30 protein-coding genes are annotated in these 24,401 nt (G+C 59.3%); 20 read left to right on the plus strand and 10 right to left on the minus strand.

Annotated elements, in window-relative coordinates:
• The first annotated feature begins 6 nt into the window (after positions 1–6).
• The 5 genes from WCY31_RS07800 (at position 7) to WCY31_RS07820 (ending at position 2,894) form a co-directional block, all read left to right on the plus strand.
• A complete protein-coding gene (locus WCY31_RS07800) occupies positions 7–582 on the plus strand; it encodes a class I SAM-dependent methyltransferase (RefSeq protein WP_345971965.1) in 576 nt (191 codons plus the stop codon).
• 68 nt (positions 583–650) lie between these two features.
• Positions 651–1,127 carry an FKBP-type peptidyl-prolyl cis-trans isomerase gene (locus tag WCY31_RS07805; protein WP_345971967.1) on the plus strand — a complete coding sequence of 159 codons (477 nt, stop codon included), beginning with the start codon at positions 651–653 and terminating at the stop codon, positions 1,125–1,127.
• The gene (gene dtd, locus WCY31_RS07810; protein ID WP_345971968.1) at positions 1,127–1,570 is read left to right on the plus strand and encodes a D-aminoacyl-tRNA deacylase; all 444 of its coding nucleotides are present in this window, start codon (positions 1,127–1,129) and stop codon (positions 1,568–1,570) included. Before WCY31_RS07805 ends, dtd begins: the two co-directional genes overlap by 1 nt.
• On the plus strand, positions 1,570–2,232 hold the full coding sequence (locus tag WCY31_RS07815; RefSeq protein WP_345971970.1) for a DUF6498-containing protein: 663 nt from the start codon (positions 1,570–1,572) through the stop codon (positions 2,230–2,232). Before dtd ends, WCY31_RS07815 begins: the two co-directional genes overlap by 1 nt.
• A gap of 113 nt (positions 2,233–2,345) precedes the next feature.
• Positions 2,346–2,894, plus strand: coding sequence for a hypothetical protein (locus tag WCY31_RS07820; RefSeq protein WP_345971971.1), 549 nt, complete (start codon positions 2,346–2,348; stop codon positions 2,892–2,894).
• An 8-nt stretch (positions 2,895–2,902) separates the two neighbouring features.
• On the opposite strand, the gene WCY31_RS07825 is transcribed toward WCY31_RS07820, so the two are convergent.
• Both WCY31_RS07825 and WCY31_RS07830 read right to left on the minus strand, forming a co-directional pair.
• Positions 2,903–3,280 (minus strand): hypothetical protein, encoded by a 378-nt coding sequence (locus WCY31_RS07825; protein ID WP_345971972.1) that lies wholly within the window; start codon positions 3,278–3,280, stop codon positions 2,903–2,905.
• Entirely contained in the window at positions 3,267–3,518 is a 252-nt protein-coding gene (locus WCY31_RS07830) for a hypothetical protein (protein WP_345971973.1), read from the minus strand. Before WCY31_RS07830 ends, WCY31_RS07825 begins: the two co-directional genes overlap by 14 nt.
• Positions 3,519–3,633: 115 nt before the next feature.
• On the opposite strand from WCY31_RS07830, the gene WCY31_RS07835 reads away from it, so the two are divergent.
• On the plus strand, positions 3,634–3,870 hold the full coding sequence (locus WCY31_RS07835) for a hypothetical protein (protein ID WP_231018368.1): 237 nt from the start codon (positions 3,634–3,636) through the stop codon (positions 3,868–3,870).
• Positions 3,871–3,882: 12 nt separating this feature from the next.
• Here the strand turns inward: WCY31_RS07835 and WCY31_RS07840 are convergent, their stop codons facing one another.
• Positions 3,883–4,296, minus strand: a complete 414-nt coding sequence (locus WCY31_RS07840) for a hypothetical protein (protein ID WP_345971974.1) — start codon at positions 4,294–4,296, stop codon at positions 3,883–3,885.
• Positions 4,297–4,421: 125 nt separating this feature from the next.
• On the opposite strand from WCY31_RS07840, the gene WCY31_RS07845 reads away from it, so the two are divergent.
• Both WCY31_RS07845 and WCY31_RS07850 read left to right on the plus strand, forming a co-directional pair.
• Positions 4,422–4,808, plus strand: coding sequence for a hemerythrin domain-containing protein (locus WCY31_RS07845; RefSeq protein ID WP_345971976.1), 387 nt, complete (start codon positions 4,422–4,424; stop codon positions 4,806–4,808).
• Positions 4,801–5,646, plus strand: a complete 846-nt coding sequence (locus WCY31_RS07850) for an aldo/keto reductase (protein ID WP_345971977.1) — start codon at positions 4,801–4,803, stop codon at positions 5,644–5,646. Before WCY31_RS07845 ends, WCY31_RS07850 begins: the two co-directional genes overlap by 8 nt.
• A gap of 357 nt (positions 5,647–6,003) precedes the next feature.
• Here the strand turns inward: WCY31_RS07850 and galU are convergent, their stop codons facing one another.
• The 5 genes from galU to WCY31_RS07875 are packed head-to-tail and all read right to left on the minus strand — an operon-like array spanning position 6,004 to position 11,923.
• A complete protein-coding gene (galU, locus tag WCY31_RS07855) occupies positions 6,004–6,855 on the minus strand; it encodes a UTP--glucose-1-phosphate uridylyltransferase GalU (RefSeq protein WP_345971978.1) in 852 nt (283 codons plus the stop codon).
• Entirely contained in the window at positions 6,852–8,627 is a 1,776-nt protein-coding gene (locus WCY31_RS07860; RefSeq protein ID WP_345971979.1) for an alpha-amylase family glycosyl hydrolase, read from the minus strand. Before WCY31_RS07860 ends, galU begins: the two co-directional genes overlap by 4 nt.
• Positions 8,628–8,630: 3 nt before the next feature.
• On the minus strand, positions 8,631–9,848 hold the full coding sequence (locus WCY31_RS07865; RefSeq protein WP_345969260.1) for a glycosyl transferase: 1,218 nt from the start codon (positions 9,846–9,848) through the stop codon (positions 8,631–8,633).
• Positions 9,841–11,121, minus strand: a complete 1,281-nt coding sequence (locus WCY31_RS07870) for a glycerate kinase type-2 family protein (protein WP_345971980.1) — start codon at positions 11,119–11,121, stop codon at positions 9,841–9,843. Before WCY31_RS07870 ends, WCY31_RS07865 begins: the two co-directional genes overlap by 8 nt.
• Positions 11,114–11,923 carry an HAD-IIB family hydrolase gene (locus tag WCY31_RS07875; RefSeq protein ID WP_345971981.1) on the minus strand — a complete coding sequence of 270 codons (810 nt, stop codon included), beginning with the start codon at positions 11,921–11,923 and terminating at the stop codon, positions 11,114–11,116. The genes WCY31_RS07870 and WCY31_RS07875 overlap by 8 nt, the downstream gene beginning before the upstream one ends.
• A gap of 144 nt (positions 11,924–12,067) precedes the next feature.
• Here WCY31_RS07875 and WCY31_RS07880 point away from each other — a divergent pair, with 144 nt between their 5' ends.
• From WCY31_RS07880 to WCY31_RS07895, 4 genes are all read left to right on the plus strand, one after another.
• Positions 12,068–12,820 carry a TIGR01458 family HAD-type hydrolase gene (locus WCY31_RS07880; RefSeq protein WP_345971982.1) on the plus strand — a complete coding sequence of 251 codons (753 nt, stop codon included), beginning with the start codon at positions 12,068–12,070 and terminating at the stop codon, positions 12,818–12,820.
• Positions 12,821–12,903: 83 nt separating this feature from the next.
• Positions 12,904–13,506, plus strand: coding sequence for a hypothetical protein (locus tag WCY31_RS07885; RefSeq protein WP_345971983.1), 603 nt, complete (start codon positions 12,904–12,906; stop codon positions 13,504–13,506).
• Positions 13,507–13,519: 13 nt separating this feature from the next.
• Entirely contained in the window at positions 13,520–13,954 is a 435-nt protein-coding gene (locus WCY31_RS07890) for an ankyrin repeat domain-containing protein (protein WP_345969265.1), read from the plus strand.
• A gap of 114 nt (positions 13,955–14,068) precedes the next feature.
• Positions 14,069–14,698, plus strand: a complete 630-nt coding sequence (locus WCY31_RS07895; protein WP_345971984.1) for an HAD hydrolase-like protein — start codon at positions 14,069–14,071, stop codon at positions 14,696–14,698.
• Positions 14,699–14,708: 10 nt separating this feature from the next.
• On the opposite strand, the gene ald is transcribed toward WCY31_RS07895, so the two are convergent.
• Positions 14,709–15,806 carry an alanine dehydrogenase gene (ald, locus tag WCY31_RS07900; protein ID WP_345971985.1) on the minus strand — a complete coding sequence of 366 codons (1,098 nt, stop codon included), beginning with the start codon at positions 15,804–15,806 and terminating at the stop codon, positions 14,709–14,711.
• Positions 15,807–16,230: 424 nt separating this feature from the next.
• Between ald and WCY31_RS07905 the strand changes: the two genes are divergently transcribed.
• The gene (locus tag WCY31_RS07905; protein WP_345971987.1) at positions 16,231–17,154 is read left to right on the plus strand and encodes a glutaminase; all 924 of its coding nucleotides are present in this window, start codon (positions 16,231–16,233) and stop codon (positions 17,152–17,154) included.
• 178 nt (positions 17,155–17,332) lie between these two features.
• Here WCY31_RS07905 and WCY31_RS07910 read toward each other — a convergent pair whose 3' ends face one another.
• Complete coding sequence (locus WCY31_RS07910; protein ID WP_231018384.1) at positions 17,333–17,488, minus strand: hypothetical protein; 156 nt, start codon at positions 17,486–17,488, stop codon at positions 17,333–17,335.
• A 248-nt stretch (positions 17,489–17,736) separates the two neighbouring features.
• On the opposite strand from WCY31_RS07910, the gene WCY31_RS07915 reads away from it, so the two are divergent.
• The 7 genes from WCY31_RS07915 (at position 17,737) to WCY31_RS07945 (ending at position 24,302) form a co-directional block, all read left to right on the plus strand.
• A complete protein-coding gene (locus WCY31_RS07915; protein WP_231018385.1) occupies positions 17,737–18,741 on the plus strand; it encodes an AAA family ATPase in 1,005 nt (334 codons plus the stop codon).
• Positions 18,742–18,750: 9 nt separating this feature from the next.
• Positions 18,751–19,920: a vWA domain-containing protein gene (locus WCY31_RS07920; protein ID WP_345971988.1), complete on the plus strand. Its 1,170-nt coding sequence runs from the start codon at positions 18,751–18,753 to the stop codon at positions 19,918–19,920.
• Positions 19,921–19,978: 58 nt separating this feature from the next.
• Positions 19,979–20,359: a hypothetical protein gene (locus WCY31_RS07925; protein ID WP_345971989.1), complete on the plus strand. Its 381-nt coding sequence runs from the start codon at positions 19,979–19,981 to the stop codon at positions 20,357–20,359.
• Complete coding sequence (gene sfsA / locus WCY31_RS07930) at positions 20,359–21,051, plus strand: DNA/RNA nuclease SfsA (RefSeq protein ID WP_345971990.1); 693 nt, start codon at positions 20,359–20,361, stop codon at positions 21,049–21,051. Before WCY31_RS07925 ends, sfsA begins: the two co-directional genes overlap by 1 nt.
• Positions 21,052–21,136: 85 nt before the next feature.
• Entirely contained in the window at positions 21,137–21,955 is an 819-nt protein-coding gene (locus WCY31_RS07935; protein ID WP_345969274.1) for a thioredoxin family protein, read from the plus strand.
• A gap of 70 nt (positions 21,956–22,025) precedes the next feature.
• Positions 22,026–22,643, plus strand: a complete 618-nt coding sequence (locus WCY31_RS07940) for a hypothetical protein (protein WP_345971991.1) — start codon at positions 22,026–22,028, stop codon at positions 22,641–22,643.
• 105 nt (positions 22,644–22,748) lie between these two features.
• The gene (locus WCY31_RS07945) at positions 22,749–24,302 is read left to right on the plus strand and encodes a SulP family inorganic anion transporter (RefSeq protein WP_345971992.1); all 1,554 of its coding nucleotides are present in this window, start codon (positions 22,749–22,751) and stop codon (positions 24,300–24,302) included.
• Positions 24,303–24,401: the final 99 nt, after the last annotated feature.

Genomic DNA, 24,401 nt, shown 5'->3' on the forward strand with positions numbered 1-24,401 from the left:
GGTCGCATGATCCCCTTCAACCATCTCGGTTGGGTCTTCAGCCGATTCGGCGCGGCGGTCTACCCCGCGGCTGCCGTCTCCCATCTCTGTACATCCCTTCGTTCCCTTCCTCCCGGCGCCGATCTCCTCGACCTTGGCGCGGGAACAGGTACCCTGGGCAACTATGCGCTCGGCTGCCGGGACGATCTCCGTCCCGTCGCCGCCGACCCCGCCGAGGGGATGCTGCGCTACCTTCCTGAGAGCGTCGAACGTTTTGCGGCCCGGGCCGAGGCCCTCCCCTTCGAGGCGGACCGTTTCGACGCCGTCGTGGTGGGCGAGGCGCTGCACCACTTTGACGTCCCCGAAGCGGCCCTCGACGAGATCGCCCGCGTGCTCAGACCCGGCGGGCTTCTCTTCATCTACGACTTCGATCCCTCTACCCTGCTGGGCGCTGCCCTGAAGCGGGCGGAAAGGCTGCTGGGCGAACCGGGCCACTTCTATCCGCCGGACACCCTTTCCGCGCTGCTGCTGCGGCGGGGCTTTTCCGACACCGACATCCGCCACGGCTGGCGCTATACCCTCGCCGCAACGCTCGGAGCCTAAGAACGGCGCGTTTGTCTATTCCTCCGTTTCGTTGTAAAATTTCCCTATCCCACCGCTAAGGCCGCACCATGCAGATCACGAAGAACACCCTTGTTACCCTCAACTATGAACTTACGACCGCCGACGGCACGCTGCTGAATCCCGACGACACGGAGCTGATGTACCTGCACGGCGGCTACGGCCAGATCTTCGCCAAGCTGGAAGCGGCACTCGAAGGCAAGCAGGTCGGAGACGACGTCTACGTCGCCCTCTCCCCCGCCGAATCCTTCGGGGAGTATGACGGCTCCCTCCTTGTCGAGGAGGCCCTCTCCGAACTCCCCGACGATCTCGAGGTCGGCATGGAAATAGAGGGGCACCTCGAGTCCAATCCCGACGACGTGATCATCTACACCGTCAAGGAGATCCGCGGCGACGAAGCGGTCCTCGACGGCAACCACCCCCTCGCCGGCAGCAGCCTCGTCTTCGACGGAGCGGTCAAGGAGATTCAGCCACTGGATGACGCGGCCGTCCGCGAGCTCCTCGAACACGAGCACCATCACCACTGATGCTAGCCGTCCTGCAGCGGGTGACGGCCTCCTCCGTCAGCGTGGAGGGCCGTGAAGTCGCCGCGATCGGGAAGGGGCTCATGCTCCTGCTGGGGGTGCTGGAGGGCGATACGGAGGCGGACGCGGAGAAGCTGTTGGCCAAAACCCTCCATCTGCGTATCTTCGCCGACGAGGCGGGAAAGATGAACCGCTCCCTGCTTGACGTCGGGGGCGAGCTGCTCGTCGTCTCCCAGTTCACCCTGGCCGCCGACGTCAAAAAAGGGCGGCGCCCCTCCTTCGACGCTGCCGCACGCCCGGCGGAAGCCGAACGGCTCTACCGCCACTTTATTACCCAGGCGTCCAGGAGCGCCCCGGTCCGGCACGGCGTCTTCGGCGCCCACATGGACGTGCGCATCGCGAACGACGGGCCGGTGACCCTCATGATCGATTCGAAAACCCTCTGATGGCTTTACTGTTTACCCTGCTTCGGCGCTACGCCTCCCTGCCCCTTTTTGTCCTGCTGGCGGCGAACCTCTACCCGCTTTATGGCGTCCTGGAACTGGGTTGGGGCGTCTTCGAGCTGATCTTTCTGTACTGGATGGAGAATATCGTCATCGGCTTTTTCAATGTGCTCAAGATGATCGCCAACCGCCCCGAGGAGCTGGCCGGCAATCTCGGCAAACTCTTTCTCGTCCCTTTTTTCATCTTCCACTACGGTATGTTCGCCTATGCCCACGGCATCTTCGTTATCGCGCTCTTCGCACCGGAGGAGCTGCACCTGAACGTCTTCGGGCTCGCTGATTACATCTATCACCGCGACGTGCTGTTCGGCAACGGCATCCTCACCGCCCTGACGCTGCTCATCGTCAGCCACGCCGTCTCCTTCTACGTCGATTATGTCCGCAGCGGCGAATACGAACGTACCACCCTCTCGGACTGGATGGGCGCACCCTACGGCCGGGTCGCCGTCCTGCACATAGGACTGATCGGCGGCGGCTTTCTCGTCGCGGCACTGGGCCAGCCCCTCGCCGCGCTCATCGTCCTGCTCTTTTTGAAGGTCGGAATGGACGCACGCTCCCTGGCACTGCGCCACGCTTCCGTGCAGCGGAAACATCCGGTGGATTAATATGATTTTTTGATAATCACTCTTCTGGAGAGAATGATTATTTTTTATCCATAGAAACGTCAACATTTCCCCCCGCCTTGTCGTACACTTCCGTATCTTATGCGGAGGTCATTATGGCATCAAAAGAGAATTACATCCAAAACATCCGAAATGCACGGACCCATCAGCTTAAATGGGTCAACCAGATCAAGCTGATGGTCTCCGGGGTCAGCAATGAAAAGGATGCGGTGCCCGTCAACCAATCCGACAGCGATTTCAGCCGATGGCTCTACGAAGAGGCGATGGTCTTTTCGACATCCAACGCCAAAAGCGTTATTGACGAAATGATCGAGCTGCATACCAACTGCTACGACATTTATCTCAAGATCTATGCCACGCTCTTTGCCGGGAAATCGGGGGGATTGATGGGGGTGTTCGGTTCAAAAAAAGCGAGTGCCAGCGACCTGAAACTCGCCCAGAACTACTACGAAGAGCTTCTGCCGGTCTCTGACAGTCTGCTCAAACGGCTGCGGGCCTTCGAGAGCGTCATGCTCGCCACCCCGCAAACCAAGTTTGACGAACTGATCGTCGCCCCGGCTCCGGAAGCACCCGCCGCGCCGAAACCCGAAGCGACCGGGACAAAGCAGAAACTCTACTTCCGCGGACAGCTCATCGAGGGGTAACCCCCCGCCTAGTAGTCCGTAAAGATGGTGTAGGTCGTCATGTCGCACGGCACCCATACACCCGTTCGCTCGACGACGTACCCGTCCTCATACTCCACCCGAATATCGTAATTCTGATCGCATTCATAGATATCCACGACCAGATCGTCCCCCGGGTAAAGCACATCGGCGCCCAGCAGCTCCTCGCCCCAGCTCGAAGCCAGGGAGGGCGCGGCATAGGCGTACCAGATGCTGCCCCAGGAGGTCTCGTCGTTGTGGATCACGAGCGTCGCCGGTACATAGGGAAGATGGGAAGGATTGTCCTCGACATAGATGAAACAGCCTGACAACAGCCACAGGGGCATCGCCAGTACCGCCAGGCGGAGCATCAGTTTACTGCGCTTCATCGGACACCTCCGGTTTCGGCAGATAAAAGATGTTGGGCAGTTCGCGGTCATGCAGCTTGCCGAAATCTTTTGCCGGTTTGGCACCCGCCGGGACGGCTGCGGGTTTCTCCACGGCCTCGGGGTGGGCGTGAAGCCGGACAATCTCGCGTACCTGGGGTGGCTGCGGCACTAGCGGCGCGGCGGCATAAAGGGTCGCCGCAGCAAGCGCCGCAGCGCTCCATGGAATAAATCGTTTCATAATCGCTCCTTTATCTTTTTGAGAGTATCTCATACAATCATGAAGCGAATGTGAAGCCCGCAGGAACGGCAGATGCATCCGTTCAGACACAATATCTACGTGTAAGGAATCCGCTATGGAATACCATGTCATCATCGAAAAACTTTGCAGTTGTGCCAAGAAAAAAGGGCTGGACCAGATCGTCACCTACGACAATAAAGAGAGTGCCAAAAGCGCGGCGGACGCCCAGCTGTCGCTCATGAAAAACAGCTTCTGCGGCAAGCACCACTTCGACGTGACCGAAGTGGATGACCACTTTGTCATCGGGATGCTTCAGGGCGGCTGCGGCTGCGGCACCCACGAGCACCACTAAGGCGTCTTCGCCTCAGTGCTGCACGCGCAGGAACACCTGAAAAAAGGGCAGCACCTCCAGATCCTCCGGATCGATACTGACCCTGCCGTCATCCGCGACACTGGCGATGATCTCCACCATTTTATCCTCGCTGTAAAAACTGAGCAGCGCCGTATCATCGCTCTTCTCCTCCAACAGTCCCAACCCCGTACTTCGTACCAGATCGCGCAGCGCCTCCGCCGAATCGAAAACAGCGGCGGTAATCGCCGTCAAAAAGGTGGCAAAGGGTTCACAGCGTACTTCGCAGAGCAGGCAATCCTTTTCCGAGCGGCTGATGCCGCGGTTCTCAAACTGAATAAAGTCATATTGCTGCAGGACGTCAAGATCCTCCATGGATATCTCGCGCGAAGCATACACAGATTTGAGTGCATTGAACGTTGATAACATCGTTACCTCCTCTCGCCCGGTGGCGGGTGTATCGTCCAGTGACTGCATATTCCGTGCGACGGCGGGCATCGTATGAAAGTTGCATTCGTCTGGCCAACGCCCCGGGCGTACCGAAGGAGACAGCGATGGAAGAACTGACACTCGGCGTCGCGACGATGGATGAAACCCACGCGGATTTTCTTCGTCAGCTCGATGCCGTCAAACAGGCGACGGGAAGCGCCTTCATTGAGGGATTTGCCGCCCTTGTCGAACATACGGAAGCACACTTCGCCATGGAAGAGGAGATGATGCGTTCGCTCGCTTTTTACGGCCAGCAGGAGCACCTGGACGAACACGAGACCCTGCTCTCGGAGATGCGCTACTTCCTGCAGAAGGCGCGCAAACTCCCCCCTTTCGGACGTTCCTATATCGACGACTACGCCTATGAGAAGTTCCGGCGCCACATTATCAACATCGACTCGCAATTGGCGATGTTCCTCAAAAGCCTCGAAACGGAGGCGGCGCATGGCTGAAACACTTCTTACACGTGCCGCCGTGCAGATGCCGGCGCTGATCTACGGTACGGCCTGGAAGAAGGAGCAGACCGCACCCCTCGTCGAAGCGGCGCTGCGCTGCGGCTTCCGGGGGATCGATACGGCCTGCCAGCCCCGCCACTACCATGAAGCCGGCGTCGGCGAGGCCCTGGAAAAGATGCACGGCGAAGGGCTCGAGCGCGAAGCAGTCTTTCTGCAGACGAAATTCACCCCCGTCGACGGGCAGGACCCGGAGAACACCCCCTACGACCGCAACGCCCCGCTCCCCGAGCAGGTGGCGCAGTCGTTTCGCGTCTCCCTGGACAATCTTCGCACCGGCTATGTCGATTCGTACGTCCTGCACTCGCCGCTCTTCCCTTTCGCACGCCTCCTCTCCGTCTGGCGGGCGATGGAAACGATCGCCGCGGACGGCGGTGCGCGGCAGCTGGGGATCAGCAACTGCTACGAACTGCGTACCCTGCAGCGGCTCTTCGACGAAGCGGAAATCAAACCGGCCGTGTTGCAGAACCGCTTCTACGCCGATTCCGGCTACGACGTCGAGCTGCGCGCCTTCTGCGACGCCAACGGCATCCGCTACCAGAGTTTCTGGAGCCTGACCGCCAACCCCCACCTGCTCGGCAGCGAACCGGTCATCCGCGCCGCGATGGCACGGCGCATCGGCACACCGCAGATCTTTTACGCCTACCTGATCGCCAAAGGGATCACTCCCCTGGACGGCACCACCTCGTCGGTGCATATGCAAGAGGACCTGCACGTCACGGAAATCCGCCTGGCACCGGAGGAGATCGCGGCGATCGACCGCCTGCTTCTCTCCTGACGCATCGCACCGTTTCGCGCAGGGATTTTCAAAAATAGACAGCGCCGAAAGACAATTGGTTAAAAGTTAACCATTTTGTTGTTCATGCTGTTTCCAAAATATCCTATACTGTTCTTACCCGTAAAAGGGTAAGCATTCCGATGCGATTGATTTGTAAAAGGTTCTCTTTGAGAGCCGCCATTACGTTTTTGTTCTTCTACTCCCTTGCATTCGCGGTGCTGCTGTCACCGCGAACCTTTCTCCAAAAAACATTGACAACTGAAACTGCATAGAAAACTTGGTATAAAGCGGTATGGAAGTGTGCCGACCGCAGCGGCCGTCACGGGGAAGGAAAAGCTGAGTTGCGAAGCGATGCGGCTACTTCTTTGCCGCTTTCGCCTCCGCTTTTTTCTCAAGATCGTAGAAATAGTTCGTCGCTTCGACGAAACCGTCGACGCTTCCGCAGTCAAACCGCTTGCCCTTGAACCTGTAGCCGAGGACCATCCCTTTTTTTGCCTGGGTCAGCAGGGCATCGGTGATCTGCAGCTCGCCGTTTTTGCCCGGCTTGGTATTTTTGATCACCTCGAAGATATCCGGTGTCAGGATATAGCGGCCGATAATGGCGAGGTTGGAAGGGGCTTTGTCGTTATCGGGTTTTTCCACCATGTCGTCGACCATGAAAACACCGTCCTCGATCTCGCGGCCGGCGATGACGCCGTATTTGTAGACCTGATCCTTCGGGACTTCCATAATGGCGACAATGCAGCATTTGTACTTGTTGTAGAGGTCCACCATCTGCTTGAGCACCCCGTCACCCGCCGGGTTGATACAGAGGTCGTCGGCAAGAATGACGGCAAAAGGGTCGCTCTCGCCGACAAGGACTTTCCCCTTGTAGATGGCGTCGCCGAGCCCTTTCATCTCGTTCTGGCGTGTATAGGTGAAGGTACAGTTGTCGATCAGGCGGCGGATGTCTTTGAGCAGCGATTCTTTCGAGGAGCCCTTGATCTGGTGTTCAAGCTCGTAGCTGATGTCGAAATGGTCGGTGATGGCGCGCTTGCCACGGCCGGTGATGACGGCCATGACATCGCAGCCGGCCTCGTTGGCCTCTTCAACCCCGTACTGGATCAACGGCTTCGTCAGGATCGGCAGCATCTCTTTGGGCATCGCTTTGGTCGCGGGCAGAAACCGCGTGCCGTATCCGGCCGCGGGAAATAAACATTTTGTAATCATTCAAACTCCTTTTCATTGATGATGGGCAACACGCTGTTGCAGCACTCTTCGAACGCCTCGACATCGATACGGCATTTTATCCACATCACGCCGTAACCTTCAATCTGCAGCGTCTCCGAGGTTACATGGATGTTACCGATACACTCCGTCGCCGCGAGCTCGACGTAATCGGGCAGACGGAAATTCACCGTCTCATTGCTGAAGTTATGCACCGCCAGCATATGGCTGTCCATATCGCGGCTCTCGCGCTGGAGGCAGAAGAGCGAGGGGTGCAGATTCAGGAAGACAAAGGGACCGAAGGGATCGAAGGCCGTCTCGTTGATCCGGATGGAGAGCAGACGCTTGTATGCCAGATAGACCCGCCGCTCCAGGCTCCCCTCCTTCTGCAGCTGTTCATCAAGCCAGTTGGAGTTGAACTTCTCGCGGTTGATGGAGCGGTTTATCCCCGTCATTTTGACACCCTCGAGATAGTTGCGCGAACCGAACAGCGAATGGAAGTAGATTCCCGGCACCCCCGGCATGGCCAGGGCCACAGCCTGGGTCAAAAGCATCCGTTTGGCCCGGACGGCGTCGTCTTCCTCGGGCGGCGTCAGCAGGTCGATGTAGCTGCAGTTGAGCTCGTAGGGGCTCTCCGTGCCGTCGGTATTCGCCCGGTAGGAGACAAGTCCCTCCGAACGTTTGGCGGCCGCCTCGAGCACCCCGATCTCGCGCTCGCTGAGGATCTCGCTCACGGGCCGCAGGCCCACCCCGTCGTGCGACGCGGTAAAGTTGAAGAAACAGACTTTGTCGCTGGGCAGCTTCAGCGTCCGCGCCCAGGAGAGCAGTTTGGCGGGGTTGCCCGTCAGCACCGCGTGCGCCAGCAGCGGAGGCAGCGCAAAGTTGTAGACCATCTGCGCCTCGTCATCCCCGCTGCCGAAATAGGAGACGTTCTCCTGGTGCGGCACGTTCGTTTCGGTAATGATGATGACCTCGGGCGCGACCTTGTGCAGCACTTCCCGCATCAGCTGGATCAGTTCGTGGGTCTGCTCCAGGTGAACACAGGGGGTCCCGATCTCCTTCCAGACGAAGGCGATGGCGTCCAGGCGCAGTAGCGTCGCCCCCTTTTCGATGTAAAAAAAGAGCGCATCGAGCACCGCCAGCAGCACCTTGTAATTGGCATAGTTCAGGTCGACCTGGTCGCGGCTGAAGGTCGTCCAGATATAGCGGATGCGTCCCTCGACATCTTTGAACTCGTGCAGCAGCGGCGAGGTCCTGGGACGCACGACCTGGCTCAGGTCCAGCGTGGGATCGGCATCGATGAAAAAGTCGGCGTAGGCGTGATCGCCCTCGAGGTACTTTTTGAACCAGTTCGAGAACTGGGAGACGTGGTTGATGACCGCGTCGAACATCAGGCGAAAGTGGGTACCGAGCAGCTCCACTTCCCCCCAGGAGCCGCAGTGCGGGTCGACCGCCTTGTAATCGACGACGGAGAATCCGTCATCCGAGGAGTAGGGGTAAAACGGCAGCAGGTGGACCGAATTGACCAGGCCGTCGATATGCGAAAAGAGAAAGTCATTGAGTTCTTTGAGCGGCGGTTCGGGCGGGCTCTGCACCTGATCGCCGTAGGTGATGAGAATGGCGTCCTTCTCGCTGAGCTGATAGGGATGGGATTCGATCCGTTCGCGGTAGGTGTTGATCAGCTCCCGTATGCCCGTGTAGGCTTCGTCCGCGTCGTCAGAGCTGTAAAGGACCGACAGACGCTCCCGTATGGAGTGCGGTTCATACTGGATCATCCGCTACGCCTCCTGCGCATCCAACGCGACGGCACGGGCGAATTTTTCCGAGAACTCCGGCAGCACCGAGCGGACGGTAATCCACGGGGACATCGACGGCACCCCCAGCGGGTTCTCGAAGAACTCCCTGGCCGCCTCCTCGATGGCGTCCTGGAAGGCTTCGACGGCGCCGATCTCCTTCTCGCGGTTGTACTCCAGGCCGTTGAGCTTGGAGAGCGCCACGTACTTGGAGATCTCGAAACGCGACTCCTGGAAGTACGTCGCCAGCAGGGTCTTGAAATGCGACTCCGTAAAGACGATCCCCTCCTGCGCCATCACCCGGAAGAGCGCCTTGGCGATGTCGCCGGCCATTTTGTAGACGCCGCCGCCTTCGGTCTTGTTGCCGAGGTCCTGGTGTTTGTGCTCGTAGGTATCCATGATCTCCGTCTGGCAGATACGGCGGTTGGAGGTGTTCTTGTAGACCTCGCTGAGTGTCGAGACCTCCAGGCCCCAGGTCGGCGAGATGGCGATACCGCGTCCCAGCGAACGGATAAAGGCGAACTCCCCCGAAAGCGCGTAGCGGAAGCTGTCCATGTATTCGAGGTAGCGGTTCTTGCCCATCACCTTCTCCAGCGCATGGATCAGCGGGGTGTAGAAAAGGCGCGTGACCCTGCCGTGGAGCTTGTTCGTCACCCGGGAGTAGTACCCTTTGTTGAACTCGTAATCCAGGGCCGGGTGGACGATTGGGTAGAAAAGACGGGCGACGATCTCGCGCGAGTAGTTGACGATGTCGCAGTCATGCAGGGCGAAGGCGTAGTTCTCCTCCCCCGTCAGGCCGTAGCCGATCATCGTCCAGACGTTGCGCCCCTTGCCGGGATCTTTCAGGCAGGGGAAACCTTCGCGGGTCAGCTCCGCGTAGAGCTCCTGGATACGCGGGCCGTCGTTCCAGAGGACGTCCACTTCGCAGGGGAGCTGCACCATCAGTTTTTTTACCTCGAGGAACTGCTCGTGGGTCGCGCGGTCGAGCCCGAGGATGATGCGGTGCAGGTAACGGACATGCTTCAGCTCCTCGATGATTGTATGCATCGCCGGCGTTTCGAACTCGCTGTAGAGCGCAGGCAGCAGCAGGACCATCTTGCGGCGTTCGGACATGTGTTCCAGGTCCTTTTCCATTGCCTCGAGACTTCTGTCCCCTACCCGTTGCAGTGATGTGATCACCCCGTTTTGAAAAAAGTCAGCCATTATCCTCTCCTTTGTAAGCTAATACCACATCCATGACATTGGTGCCGGTGTAGCCGGTCTTGATCAGGGCCTCTTTGCCTGCGAAGAACGTGTTGGAGTCGAAACGCGCCAGAGCGTCGTCGATCTCCGCGGTGCTGCAGCGCCGGAATAGCGTATCGGAAATGCGCGCCCCCGCCGCATCCGAATTGCCGTCGATCCCGTCCGTGCCTGCACAAATGATATCGTAACTGCACTCCGTCCCCAAATGCCGGAGGCAGAGCAGTGCAAAATGCTGGTTCCGGCCGCCCCGGCCGCCGCCGGAGACCGTGACCGTCGTTTCGCCCCCCTGCAGGAGCAGCGTTCCGGGAGGCAGGGCCTTAAAGCGGCGGCAGAACGCCTCCGCCGCCTCGGCGACATCCCCCTGGATGGGGGTTTCGACCACCCGCACGTCGCGGCCGTGTTCCACGCCGCAGGCTGCCGCGGCTGCCAGGGCCTGCTTGTTGCTGCCGATGAGCAGATGTTTCACCGTCGGGAGCGGAAGCGTCGGCGTTTCGGGAACGCCCCCCTTCTCCCCCTTCGTCAGTACCTCGCGTACCGTCTCGGGCAGCCTTTCCATCAACCCTCTGTCCCGCAGAAGCGCCGTCACGTCGGCGTAGGTGCTCCGGTCGCAGTACAGCGGTGCGGAGCCGATCGTTTCCAGATCGTCCCCGATGACGTCGGAGACGACCAGGACAAGCACCGTCGCCCTGGTCATCTGCGCCAGCCGTCCCCCCTTGATCATGGAGAGGTGCTTGCGCACGCTGTTCGTCTCTTCGATGCTGCAGCCGTTTTCCAGCAGCAGACGGGTCGTCTCCGCCATCGCCCCGAGCGTGACCGGGGGCAGCGGTTTTTCGATCAGTGCGGAGGTACCGCCGCTGAGCAGAAAAAGGATCAGGTCCCCTTCGCCCGCCCGGGCAAACTGTTCCATCAGCCGCTCGGCGGCTTCGACGCTCTCTTCGGAGGGGAGGGGATGGGTGCTGTGGACGTAGGTGCAGTAGCCGAGCGGACGTTCCGCTTCGGGGGTGACGATGATCCCGCCGGCGATCCGCTCTCCCAAAATGGCTTCGCACGCTTCGGCCATCGGCAGCGCGGCTTTGCCCGCGCCGCAGAGATAGAGGTTGCCGTAGCGCTCCAGGTCCAGCCGCTCGCCGCCGACGTAGAGCACTCCGTCATGCAGCCGCATCCGGCCCGGCAGCATACGCTGGGGCATCACCGCGTCAATCGCGGCATCGAAGAGGGATGCCAGTTCAGGCAACACCGAAGAGCTCCTGCAATACGGCGTTCCAGCCCCTGGGGCCCGGATAGGGGGCCTTGATGAGATTGGGAAGGTTGATGGCGGCGTAACTGCCGTCGTGCTTGGGAATGAGGACCGGGATGTCGACGCTCTGCAGCATCGAGAAATCGTTCTCGCTGTCGCCCAGCGCGATGGAACTGAAATGGATCCCCGTCGACGCTTCCGCGCGCTCGAGCAGTGCCTGGACCGCGCTGCCCTTGCTCTGGTTGCGTCCGATAAGATGGTAGAAACGCCCCCCTTTGGTCACCGTGAACCCCTCGGCCGAGACGGTGGCGACCAGTTCGTCGAACAGGCTCTCGTCTTCCATAATGAAGGGTTCGGAGCAGTAGCGCGTCTTGGCCATCACCGCCCCTTCGGTGTGCAGTCCCGTCCGTTCGGCGACCTCGTCATGGTGCATATGCGAAAAGCCGCGAAGACGGAAGCGGGATTTCAGGCTGTCGAGCAGGTTCGTACAGGCGTCGTAGGCGGCACCCAGGGTGATCACCTCGTAGTCGGCCTCGTGGTCTGCGCCGTAGAAGCGGCTGCAGCAACGCGGGATGAAGATCGCTCCGCCGTTTTCCACGATAAAGGGGGCGCAGAGCCCCATCTTCTCCTGGAGTTTGACGGCTTCGGGCTGTGTTTTACTGGTAACGAACACCAAGGGTATCTCTTCACGTATCAGGTAGTCGATCGCGGGCTGGGCCGCAGAATGCGAGTAGGTTTCGTGGTCAAGCAGTGTGGCATCGAGGTCAGTGAAAACGATGTAGTGCGGCGAATCAGACATTCGCTTTGCCTTGCATGTTTATCATGTCCCCATTGTAACATCACTGGGGGCGTTATCCGCTGGTGCGCTGCCTGCTTTTTAGGCATACTTGGAAGCTGCCGTTGGGGTATACTATGAAAACAGACCGGGAAAGGAGGACATTTTATGACCACCTCTACCATTAAAGGCGTCCTGTGCGATATCGGCGGGGTCCTGTACGAAGGCGACACCCCCTACCCCGGCGCCGTCGAAGCGATTGCACGGCTCAAAGCGGCCTACCCCGTCCGCTTTGTGACCAATACGACGCAGAAGAGGGGTGCGGATGTCGTGGCCAAGCTGCAGCGGATGGGCTTCGGCATCGAGGCCTCGGAGGTGATCACCGCCCTCGATGTCACCAAGGCGTACCTGATGAAGCACAAAAGCCGGGCGACCTTCCTGCTCACCGACAGTGCCGAAGCCTTTTTCGACGACCTCCCCGACGCCCCCTGCCGCTGCGTCGTCGTTGGCGATGCCCAGGAGAACTTCACCTATGCGCGCCTTAACACCGCGTTCCGAACCCTCATGGCGGGCGGCGAACTCCTCGCCGCGGCGAAAAACCGCTACTTCAAGGACCACAGCGGCCGGCTCAGCATGGACGCCGGGGGGTTTGTCACGGCCCTGGAGTACGCCTCGGGTAAAACGGCGACGGTCATCGGAAAGCCGAGCGAGGCCTTCTACCGCCTCGCCTGCGCCCAGATGGGGCTCGAACCCGAAGCGGCGGTGATGATCGGCGACGATATCGAAAGCGACGTCGGCGGCGCCCAGGCGGCGGGACTGCAGGGCATTCTCGTCGAAACGGGCAAATACACCCCCGCCGACCTCGCACGCGGCATCACGCCCGATGCCGTCTTTCCCTCCCTCGCCGAAGTCACCCTCTGAAAAGCCCCGGAACCAGACTTGCATATCCTCCCCCGCACAATAGGACACCTCTATAGAGGTGCCCTAACGAGGAGTTTCTATTTATGACCATTGACGTCAACGTTAAAGCAACCAATGAGGATTTTCTCGACGATATCGACGAGATCATTGAGGATACGATGGTGCAGATCTTTTTTCTGCAGCCCGAAGATGAAGCCGCGCTTGAAAAAGCCAAGGAAGAGGCCGAAGAGTACACGGCCCTCTTTTACACCGCCCCCCTCTCCCTGGGGGAGCAGAGCGATGCGAAATGCGTGGGCTACCGCGTCAAAAACGCCGACGAACTGCGCGCCGCCCCCAAAGCGGGCAAACCGCTCTTCGTGGACGAAGCCGACCTGGACGATACGCTGCGCGCGCTTTTGATCGAGCGCGGCGACCAGGGGGTCATCCTCAACGCCACGCAGGCGCACGAGGAGCTTGAACAGTTCTTCATCGCCATCGGCCCGTCCAACGTCAATGCCTTCGACCATGAGGTCCTTGCGGGCCTCTCCATGGACAAGATCATGCTTCAAAGCGGTTTCCCCGAACACGGCTTCGACGAGATCTTCCCGGCAGTCAAAACAATCTCGGACGCGATGTTCCGCCCCGAGCACAGCATCATCGCCCGGGCGACGAAGCACGCCCTCTCCCTTGCGGGCCTGAAAAAATAGTCAGGAGCAGCTTATGACCGATATGACAATGAACTGGCTTGCCGAAAATGATTACGACGCCAAGAACCTCGACCTGCAGGGCAGCTACGGCAATACGGCGCTTATGAAAGCCGCCCGCGAGGGCAACGCCGCGATCGTGCGCGAACTGCTCGACGCCGGCGCGGACATCATGCTTAAAAACGTCGACGGCAACACGGCGCTGTGGCTCTCCTGCTTCGGCGAAAACCCCGAGGTCGTCTCCATGCTCATCGATGCGGGCATCGAACTCGACACGGCGAACGTCAACGGTGTCACCTCCCTGATGTACGCCGCGTCCAGCGGCAAAGAGGCGATGGTGAAGATGCTCGTGGACGCGGGCGCCGACGTCGCCATCAAAAACCCCGACGACTTTACGGCCCTCGACCTCGCCGTCACCCCGAAGATCCTCCGCCTGCTGCGGAAAAAATAGGAGGGAGTCCCTCCCCCTATCTGCTTTCTCACACTGCTCCATACCCCGCTCGACAGCCGCACTTCTCATAGTATAATAGGCGGTAACAAGTGTAAAACCCGTTCAGGAGAAGCTGTGAAGTACAAGCTCGTCATCTTTGATTTCGACGGCACCCTGGCGGACTCGTTCCCCTTTTTCCTGACCGCGCTCAATGCCCTGGCCGAAAAGCACCGTTTCAGGCGCATCGACGCGGAGCAGGTCGAGACCCTCAGACACTATGACGCAAAACAGATCATCCATCAGCTGCATATACCGTTGTGGAAAGTGCCGATGGTCGCCGCCGCGTTCAGGAAAAACATGGCGGTAAGCGTCGCACAGATCCCGATGTTCCCGGAGGTGACGGAGATGCTGCATGCGCTGGCGCAGCGTGAGATCGCGCTTAGCCTCGTCACAAGCAACTCCCGTGAGAATGTCCTCAAAATTCTGGGACGGGCAAACACGGAGCTTCTGATCCATCCGCAATATGGGACACACATGTTCGGAAAAGCGTCGAAGTTGAAACAGATCCTGCGCCAAACGGGCATCGATCCTTCAGAAGCCATCTATATCGGCGACGAGATCAGGGACCTTGAGGCCGCCCGGGCTGTCAAGATGGATTTTGGCGCGGTCTCCTGGGGCTATACGCGCGACGAAGCGCTGATGGAGCACTCCCCGACGATGATGTTTTCAAATGTCGGGGAGATCGTACAGAGGCTGGCGCGCTGACGCGCCGATTTTAGAGTTCGCAGTAGTCGAGCCCGTGCGCTTCGGCAACGGCGAGGTTTGTCAGTTTGCCGTCGTAGGTGTTGAGCGCACTGTGCAGCAGCGGGAATTTCGCGTAGGCCTCCTCGCCGCCGAACTCCGCCAGTTTCAGCAGGTAGGGCAGCGTCGCATTGGTCAGCGCCATCGTCGAGGTGCGCGGGTACGCCCCCGGCATGTTGGCGACGCAGTAGTGTACGACCCCGTCGACGACGTAGGTCGGTTCGGTATGCGTCGTCGCTCTGGACGTTTCGAAACAGCCGCCCTGGTCGATGGAGACGTCGACGAGCACGCTGCCCTCCCGCATGAGGGAGAGCATCTCTTTCGTGATCAGTTTCGGCGCCTTCGCCCCGGGGATCAGCACCGTGCCGATGACGACGTCCGTTGTCGGCAGCAGCGACTCGATGGCGTCCGTCGTGCTGTAGAGGGTGCTAACGTTCGCGGGAAGGACGTCGTTGAGGTAGTGCAGACGGGCCAGGTTGATGTCGAGGATTGTCACCTTCGCCCCCATGCCCGCCGCGACCTGCGCCGCAGAGAGCCCTGCGACGCCGCCGCCGAGAATAAGGACGTTGGCTTTTTCCGTCCCGACGACGCCGCCGGGCAGGATCCCCCGGCCGCCCTGGTAGCGTCCCAGGTAGAAGCCGCCCATGATCGCCGCCATCTTTCCGGCGACCTCGCTCATGGGTTCGAGCAGCGGCAATCTCCGGTCGACCTTGAGCGTCTCGTAGGCGTAGGCCTTGATCTTCTTCTCCAGCAGGAATTTCGTCTGCGCCTCATCGGCGGCCAGGTGCAGGTAGGTAAAGAGGGTCTGCCCCTCTTTGAACAGGGGGTACTCCTGCGCGATGGGCTCTTTGACCTTGACAATAAGCTCCGCCGCGTCGAAGACGGCTGCGGCGCCTTCAAGCAGTTCGGCGCCGGCCGCGCTGTAATCATCGTCGTTGAAGCCGCTGCCCTCGCCCGCGCTGGTCTGCACGTAGACCGTATGGCCGTTTTTGACCAGCTCTTTGACCCCCGAAGGCGTCACCGCTACCCGGTACTCTTCCGTTTTAACTTCTTTTGGCACACCGATTTTCATGGGGTCCCCTTTAATGATTAGTGATATGGGTTGTAACTAAAGGATAAATACTATCAACTACATGCATTAACAGTTCCCAAAAGGGGATTGTTGCCTGTTTACCGTACTTCCGTACCTTTCCCGGCATCAATTTGTTCTGTCGGCAATGTGATATGATATAGCAGATTGATGCGAAAGGGTCCATAATCAAACATATACGTCTGTTTTTTGTGTCGGTATCTGTCCTTTTCTTGTCACTTTGTTTCGCCAATGACTCCGACCTTGTCATCAACGGACATTTGCTTCCACCCGAACCTGATCCCAAAGTCAACAATGCAACGCTGCTTGGCGTGGATGCGAGCAGTAACGGCGTACGCGATGACGTGGAGCGGAAAATCTATTTCAGATACAAGCGACCCATTTCGCAGGCATAAAGGAAAAAATAATGGACTACCAGGCCGTACTGAACGAGATCGCCGAAGAGATCAAACCCTATGTCGGTGAGGGGAAAGTCGCCGACTACATCCCCGCCCTGGCCGAGGTCGACCCGCAGCAGTTTGGCATGACGCTGACCCTCTTCGACGGGACACAATACAGCGTCGGGGACGCCGACACCCCCTTCTCCATCCAGAGCATCTCCAAGCTCTTCACCTTCACCCTGGCGCTCGACGCCTACGGCTATGACCTCTACCGCCGCGTCGGCCGCGAACCCTCGGGCAACCCCTTCAACTCTTTGGTGCAGCTCGAATACGAACACGGGATTCCCCGCAACCCCTTCATCAACGCAGGCGCCATCAACGTCACCGACGCGCTGATCTCGCACTACGACTCCGTCGCCCGCACCTCCAAGGAGATTCTGAGTTTTATCCGCGAGATCGCCGACGACGGGATGATCGAAAGCGACAAGGAGGTGACGGAGTCGGAGATGCAGCACGGGTTCCGCAACCGCGCGCTGGCGAACCTGATGAAGAGTTTCGGGAACCTCGACAACGACGTCCTGGAGGTCGTGCACACCTACTTCGAGCACTGCGCCATCGCCATGAACAGCCGCACGCTGTCGCGCGCCATGCTCTACCTCGCCAACCACGGCGAAGACCCGATCACGGGCAAGAAGTTCATCACCCCGCAGCAGGCCAAACGGATCAACGCCATCATGCTCACCTGCGGCCACTACGACGCCTCGGGCGATTTCGCCTTTCACGTCGGCCTGCCGGGCAAAAGCGGCGTCGGCGGGGGCATCGTCGCCGTCATACCGAAAGTGATGGGAATCTGCGTCTGGTCGCCGGCACTGAATGAACAGGGAAACTCCCTGGCGGGAACGAAGGCTTTGGAGCTCTTTACCAGTAAAACGGGATTGTCAATTTTTTAGGAGGAGCGTACCGGGGAGACCCGGTACGTGTTTTAAACATAGGTCAAGTGGCGGCGAATAATATGGAGGAGAATGCGCCGCCGGGGTGGTGCTAATACCCAAATAATTCCGAAGTCTTAAAAGGGCACCCCTCAGGCCGTTGGAACAAAGGGCTTCAGGGGTACCCTCGCAGAGGCGATCAGTCCCAGAGGATCTCTTCGCAGCAGTCCGCCAGGGCGTCGATGCAGTCAAACTCTTCGTTGAAGTGCATATCTTCACAGTTGCAGTCATCATAGTGATGCAGCAGGTGGTTAAAACTAAAATCTTCCAGCTCGATCATTTCACATTCAAACATTTTGTATCCTTTATGGCAGAACCGCTCGGGCTCCAAATTTACCTACTTGATACAATTAGCGTTCTCGTTTTTCACTCCAAATGTATGCAATTTTCATACTAAAATATAATTATCACGACAATTTTGTCATTCTTGTCAGAAAATCCCTGATATTTGTCATTAAACAGACTCTTTTTATCTCTTTTAACCCGTTCGTATCAAAATTGCAAAGGCGTCGGCGAAACCTATATAGTATTGCAAGGACCGCCATGAACCCGATAAGCACGAAACGCTCCCTGACCCACCTCACCGACCGCAAGGTACCCGTCTTCTTATGGGGGCCTCCGGGCATCGGCAAATCCTCCATCGTCGCCCAGATCGCCAAGGAGAAAAAGATCTCCTACATTGACCTTCGTCTCTCCCTGCTCGACCCGACCGACCTGCGGGGTATCCCTTTCTTCAACGCCGATTCGGGAGAAGCCGTCTGGGCCCCCGCCTCCTTCCTGCCTGACGGCAGCGAGGTAGAGGGGATCCTTTTCCTCGACGAGCTCAACACCGCCGCTCCGATGGTACAGGCCTCGGCCTACCAGCTCATCCTCGACCGCAAGATCGGCGAGTACAAGCTTCCCGACGGCTGGGCGATCGTCGCCGCCGGTAACCGCGAAAGCGACCGGGGTGTCGTCTTCCGCATGGCCGCGCCGCTGGCCAACCGCTTTGTGCACCTGGAGATGGAAGCGAGCGTCGAGGACTGGAAACAGTGGGCCGTCGGTGCCGGGATCGATCCCGCCATCATCGCCTTTATCTCCTACCGCCCCGACGCGCTCTTCACCTTCGGACAGGGCAAGGACGACAGCCGCTCCTTCGCAACACCGCGGACCTGGGAGTACGTCAACGAGATCGTCGCTTCCGAACCCGAACCCGACCTCATCATGCCACTGGTCGCCGGCGCCATCGGCGAAGACCTGGCTGCCGCGTTCCTCGGCTTCAAGGTCGTTGCCGGCGAGCTCCCCGACCTCGACGGCATCTTTGACGGCAGCGTCTCCGCCGTCCCGTCCGAACCGGCGGCCCTGCATATGCTCAGCACCGCCCTGGCCATGCGCGTGGGCGAAGGGACCAGCAGCAAGAAGCTCAACAACCTCATCACCTACACTTTGAAGATGCCGGGCGAATTCGCCGTCATGATCATCCAGGACCTGCGCGAACGCAAGATCGAGCTCGACCACGTCGACAGCTGGACGCTCTGGATGCGCCAGTTCAACAACCTGCTGCGCTAAAGGCCTGTTTTGACCCCGGAACACTTACTGACCAAAGCCAAGTCCCAACTGACAATGAAGCACCCCTACTTCGGGATGCTCGCCTCCCGCCTCAAGCAGGAGCCCAAAGAGGGACTGCGCGGTTATGCCAGCAACGGCAAACGCTTTTTGTACGACCCGGAGTTCATGGGACGCCGCAGCATCGAAGAGGTGATGTTCATCCTCACCAACTGTGTCATGCACCACGTCCTGTCGCACCAGCAGCGCCAGCTGGGACGCAAAGGGGGGCTTTGGCAGCTGGCAACAGACTACGCCATCAACAACCTCCTGCACAAAAACGGCCTGGAGATCCCCCAGGGGGCCAACTACAATGAAGAGTTCAAGGGGATGTACGCCGAGGAGATCTACGACGCCCTCAAAGAGAGCTATTACAGCGACATTGACGACGCCTTCGGCGGCGAGGACGACGTGCCTCCCCCGCCGGGCATGCCGGGCGGTACCGGTGAAGGGGGAGAGGAGGAAGACGACAGCGGCGCTTTCTCCAACCTCGGCAATATCGAGGAGGAGCTCGACGCCCAGAACGAGTCGGAGTGGCAGTACGCCTCCTCTGTCGCCCAGGAGGTCGCCCAGCGCAAAAGCGCGATGCCCTCGGGCATGGACCGGCTGGGCAAAAAGGTCAAGGCCGCCGATGTCGACTGGCGTTTCGAACTCTACAACGCCGTCAACAAGCACATGCGCAACAACTATGCCTTCATGCCGCCGAACAAGAAGCACATCTACCGCGGGATCGCGCTGCCCTCCCTGGCCAGCGATACGCTGAGCCTCTGCGTCGCCGTCGATACCTCCGGCTCCATCAACGAGGCGCTGCTCGGGGCCTTTACGGAGGAGTTCAAAAACATCATGACAATCTTCCCCGCCATCCGGATCGAGCTGATCATCGCCGACGCGAAGGTGCACGGCCACTACAGCTTCCAGGGCGGCGAGAAGCTGGACTTCCCCCTCAAAGGGGGCGGCGGGACGGACTACCGCCCCGTCTTCGACTACATCGAGGCGGAGCTGCCGATGACGACGATGCTGCTCTACTTCACCGACGGCGACGGCTGGTTCCCGCGTATCCCGCCGCCGTACGAGGTACTCTGGGCCCTCTCAAGACCGGCCAAAGTCCCCTTCGGGCGGGGGCTGGTGATCTTCAATTCCTAGCCTTCAGCCCCCCGGGGCTACAATAAACGACAATTTTTTTGTCGCGAGTATGCCCGAAATGTCTATTCAAACCATTATGATCATCGCCTTTACCGCCGCCACCGTGCTGGCCGCGTGGAAGCTCTACGCCTTTTTGCCCAACAAGCCGCTGCCCGACGACGACAGCAACGAAGCCTCCAAAGAGGAGTTGACCACTCTGATGCTCGACGTCATCGAGAAGGAGCATCGCCACGAGGCGCCGCTCAGCGAACAGGAGCTCTTCGAATACATCGTCCGGCACGAAGCCTTCGACAAAGAGCACTACTGGCGCTTCAACCAGAACAAGCTCAACCAGCTGCTGCGCCGCTACTACCTGCATTACCCCCACACCGGGACCATCCCCGCCATCTATGACCATCTCCGCGACGCTAAAACGGATGATACGGAGAAGGAGGCGTAATGCGGTTCGAGACTCCCCTCATTCCGGGAACCCTCATCAAACGCTACAAGCGTTTCCTCGCCGACATAAGCCTCGAAGACGGCAGTATCGTCACGGCCCACTGCCCCAACTCCGGCTCCATGAAAGGGTACAAGGAGGAGGGGCTGCGGGTCTGGCTCAGCGAGAGCGACAACCCCAAACGCAAGCTGCGCTACACCTGGGAGCTCGTCGAAGATGCCGACGGGGAGACGGTGATGGTCCATGCGGCCCGGGCCAACGCACTGGCCGAAGAGGCGGTCCGCGAAGGAGTCGTCACGGAACTGCAGGGGTATGACCGCCTGCGCCGGGAAGTGAAATACGGCAGTCAGAACAGCCGGATCGATCTGCTCCTCGAAAAAGGGGATGCGAAGTGTTTCGTGGAGGTCAAGAGCGTCACCCTGCGCGAAGGCGACACGTTGATGTTCCCGGACGCCGTAACAACAAGGGGGCAGAAGCATCTTGAAGAGCTGATGGAAGTCAAAGAGAAAGGCGACCGCGCCGTTTTGTTCTTTGCCGTGCTGCGCGAAGGGGGCACGCACTTTGAAGCAGCGGCCCATATCGACCCCGCCTATGCCTCCCTTCTGGCGCAGGCAAGCGATGCAGGCGTCGAAGTGCTGATCTACCGGGCGGCGTTCGCACCCGAGGGGGTTGCCCTTGGCAAACGTATCGGGTAAACCGATGCAACGAACCGCCTTCTTACGTGAAGCGGGGAAAAGATTGACTACAATGCGCGTTAGATTTTCCACTGGAGCTGACACTATGAACCGTTTCTTTATTCTTTTACTCTTCGCGGCAACCTGGCTGGGCGCCGAGTCCATCTTTACCCTGCGCGGCGTCGACAAGGTCTATCCCGTCGTCGACATTTCGGGCGAAAAGGTGCCTAAAAGCAGCAAAGCCTACCTCCGCGAAGCCCTCGACACCATGACCGGGGAGCTCGGCATCGACACGGCAGGCTACAGCGGGCGCTCCCTCGCCCTGCTCGTCGCGGAACAGTATGTCGGCAAGAGCGTGCTGATCAGCGTCCGGCTTGTGATCGGCGAGCAGGTGCAGCGCAGCGGTTCGGAGGACAAAGTCTTCGCCCTGACCTACCAGAACGCCCTCACCTTTCCCTATGACAGCGACACGGTCGAGGAGAACCTCGAGGACAGCGTCGACGAGCTACTGGCCAAGTTCGCCGACCAGTACGCCCAGGAGCGCGGTACGCTCAAACGCGTCAAAGAGAAGGGGAGCCTCGCGGCGTCGCTGGACTATGAAACAAACTTCGACAATGCGCTCAAGCGTGCCAACAAAGAGCACAAAAACGTCATGCTCGTTCTTGTCGCGAACTACTGCCCCTGGTGCCGGAAGTTCGAAGAGCTCGTCCTGCGCAAAGAGGATGTCAACACCCTCGTCCACAGTAAATACGTCCCTGTGATCCTCAACAAGGAGAAAGATGCCTTCCCGCCGGAGTTCAACATCTCCTTTACCCCCGTCGTGCACTTTATCGACCCCGCGACGCAGAAGGGGTACCACACCGTCGCCGGCTATAACAGCCGCGAAGAGTTCATCCATTGGCTGGAATCGGACAAACATCCCTAGGTGGGGGTGTTGACCCATGGCGCCCCATACAGTACAATGCCCCAAACCATTGCTATGACGAAGGAATAATATGAAAATACGCCCGCTTCTTTTGGCCTCGGCTGCCGCTGCCGCTCTGACCTTCTCCGGCTGCGGGGAGGACAGCTCCACCGAGCCGCGATTGAATTTCATCACGATGATCAACGCGACTGACGCTGACATCGTAGGTCACCTCTTCAACAAGAGCTTCTACACCATTGCGCCGAAAACACAGAAAGATGATGATTTCGAAGCCGTATCCGAAGCCCCCGACGTCTGGTATACGACGGCGATTGACACGTCCACGAAAATCGGAATGGAGACTATCCACAGTGGAGATCTGATCAACGCCTATATTGCGGCAAACTGCAACAATGGCAGTGTAGACAAGAATCATATTATCCACCAGCCGGCTCCGGGAACCCTCAGCGTCGTCAATATCACAAATTACAGCCTGGACGTCACGGCCGACGGCAATACAGAGACCTTCAATGCCTGTGCTGTCAAAGAGTTCCCGGGGGTTGGGTTTACGGGGGAGAAAGACATCAATGTCAGCTACGGTGCCGAGACGATTCTCATTCCGCTTCCGAATCCCGGCGAAGCCTACGATGTGATCGTCTTCCCCGATTTTACGATCGGCCTTTTCAAAATCAAAGCGTTCAAGGGCTAATCCGCCACGGCGGATGACAAATTTGTCATCTGCTTTTTTCCCGATCTGCTATACAATGCCATTTATCTTTCGGCGGCCCCGGTGCCGTCATGCAAAGGCCCACAGTTGTCTCTCTTTTCCAATCTTCGCGGTAATCTCTTCGGCGGCCTGACCGCAGCCGTCATCGCACTGCCCCTCGCACTCGCTTTCGGCGTCGCCAGCGGTCTCGGCGCGGCGGCGGGCCTCTACGGCGCCATCATCCTCGGCTTCTTCGCCGCGCTGTTCGGCGGCACCCGCACCCAGATCTCCGGCCCGACGGGGCCAATGACCGTCGTCGTGGCCGCCGCGGTCGCATCCCTGGGCGGCGACGTCGGACTGGTCGCGACCGTCGTACTGCTGGCGGGTATCTTCCAGGTCGTTTTCGGTTTCACACGACTGGGACGATTCGTCCGCTTCATCCCCTACCCGGTCATCTCCGGCTTTATGAGCGGGATCGGCATCATCATCATCCTGCTGCAGCTCAACCCTCTGCTGGGGCTCCCCTCCGACGCCGCCGTCCTGCACCTGCTGGTCACCCTGCCCTCGCTGCTGCCCCAGACAAACCCCTGGGCGCTCCTGCTGGCACTCGCTGCCCTTGCCATCGTCTTTTTCACCCCCGCGCGCCTCGCCAAAGTCGTCCCCTCGCCGCTGATCGCCCTTGTCGTGCTCACCCCGATCTCTGCGCTGCTGCAGTTGCCGGTGGAGACGATCGGCACGATTCCCGCCGAACTTCCGGAGCTTGTCTTGCCGGACTTTACGCTCGAGCATTACACTGTGATCGTTTCGCTGGCCTTTACACTGGCCGTGCTGGGCACCATCGACTCGCTGCTGACCTCGATTGTCGCCGACTCCGTCACCCGGACCAAACACAACCCCGACCGCGAGCTCTTCGGCCAGGGGATCGGCAATGCGCTATGCGCCCTCGTCGGGGCCGTCCCCGGCGCGGGGGCGACGATGCGGACCGTCATCAACGTCAAAAGCGGCGGCACCGACCGCCTCTCGGGCATGATCCATGCCGTGGTGCTACTGCTCATCGTCCTCTTCCTCGCGCCGCTGGCGTCCAAGATCCCGCTCGCCGTCCTGGCCGGCATCCTGATCAAGGTCGGCGTCGACATCCTGGACTACCGTTTCCTGAGAGTCTGGAAAGCCAGCCCCCGCAGCGACCTGATGACGATGCTGACCGTCTTCTTCGTCACCGTCTTCGTCGACCTCATCACTGCCGTCGGTCTCGGCATCGTCCTGGCATCGCTGCTGATCGTCTACCGCATCACCAAGCAGACGCAGATCGTACTGGAATACGCCGGTACGGGCAGCCAGCCCGACCTCGACGGGGAGAACGCGCGCATCATCCGCATCAACGGCGCTTTCTTCTTCGGTTCGAGTACTTTCTTCGAACACCAGGCAAACAACCTGCTCGATACGAAAACGGTCATCATCGACATTCTGAACGTTCCTTTCATGGATATCACGGCGATCTTTACCCTCAAGGACCTGATCGAAAAACTGAAAAAGGACGGGGTCAAGGTGATCATAGCGGCCCCCGATGCCTTCACGGAGAAACTGATGCGCTTCAACCACGAAAAACGGTTTGAGAACGTCACCTTCGCCCCCTCCCTCCAAAGCGCCGTCGCGCTGATTTAAACGCCGGGCCCTGAGGCCCTGTACCCCTCCCATTTTTTAACCTCAGACGCTAAGCGTATAAAAAGGTTGCTTACGCAATAGTTGCATAGGTAATTAAAG

Source organism: Sulfurimonas sp. HSL3-1 (assembly GCF_039645995.1).
Taxonomy (GTDB): Bacteria; Campylobacterota; Campylobacteria; order Campylobacterales; family Sulfurimonadaceae; genus Thiomicrolovo; species Thiomicrolovo diazotrophicus.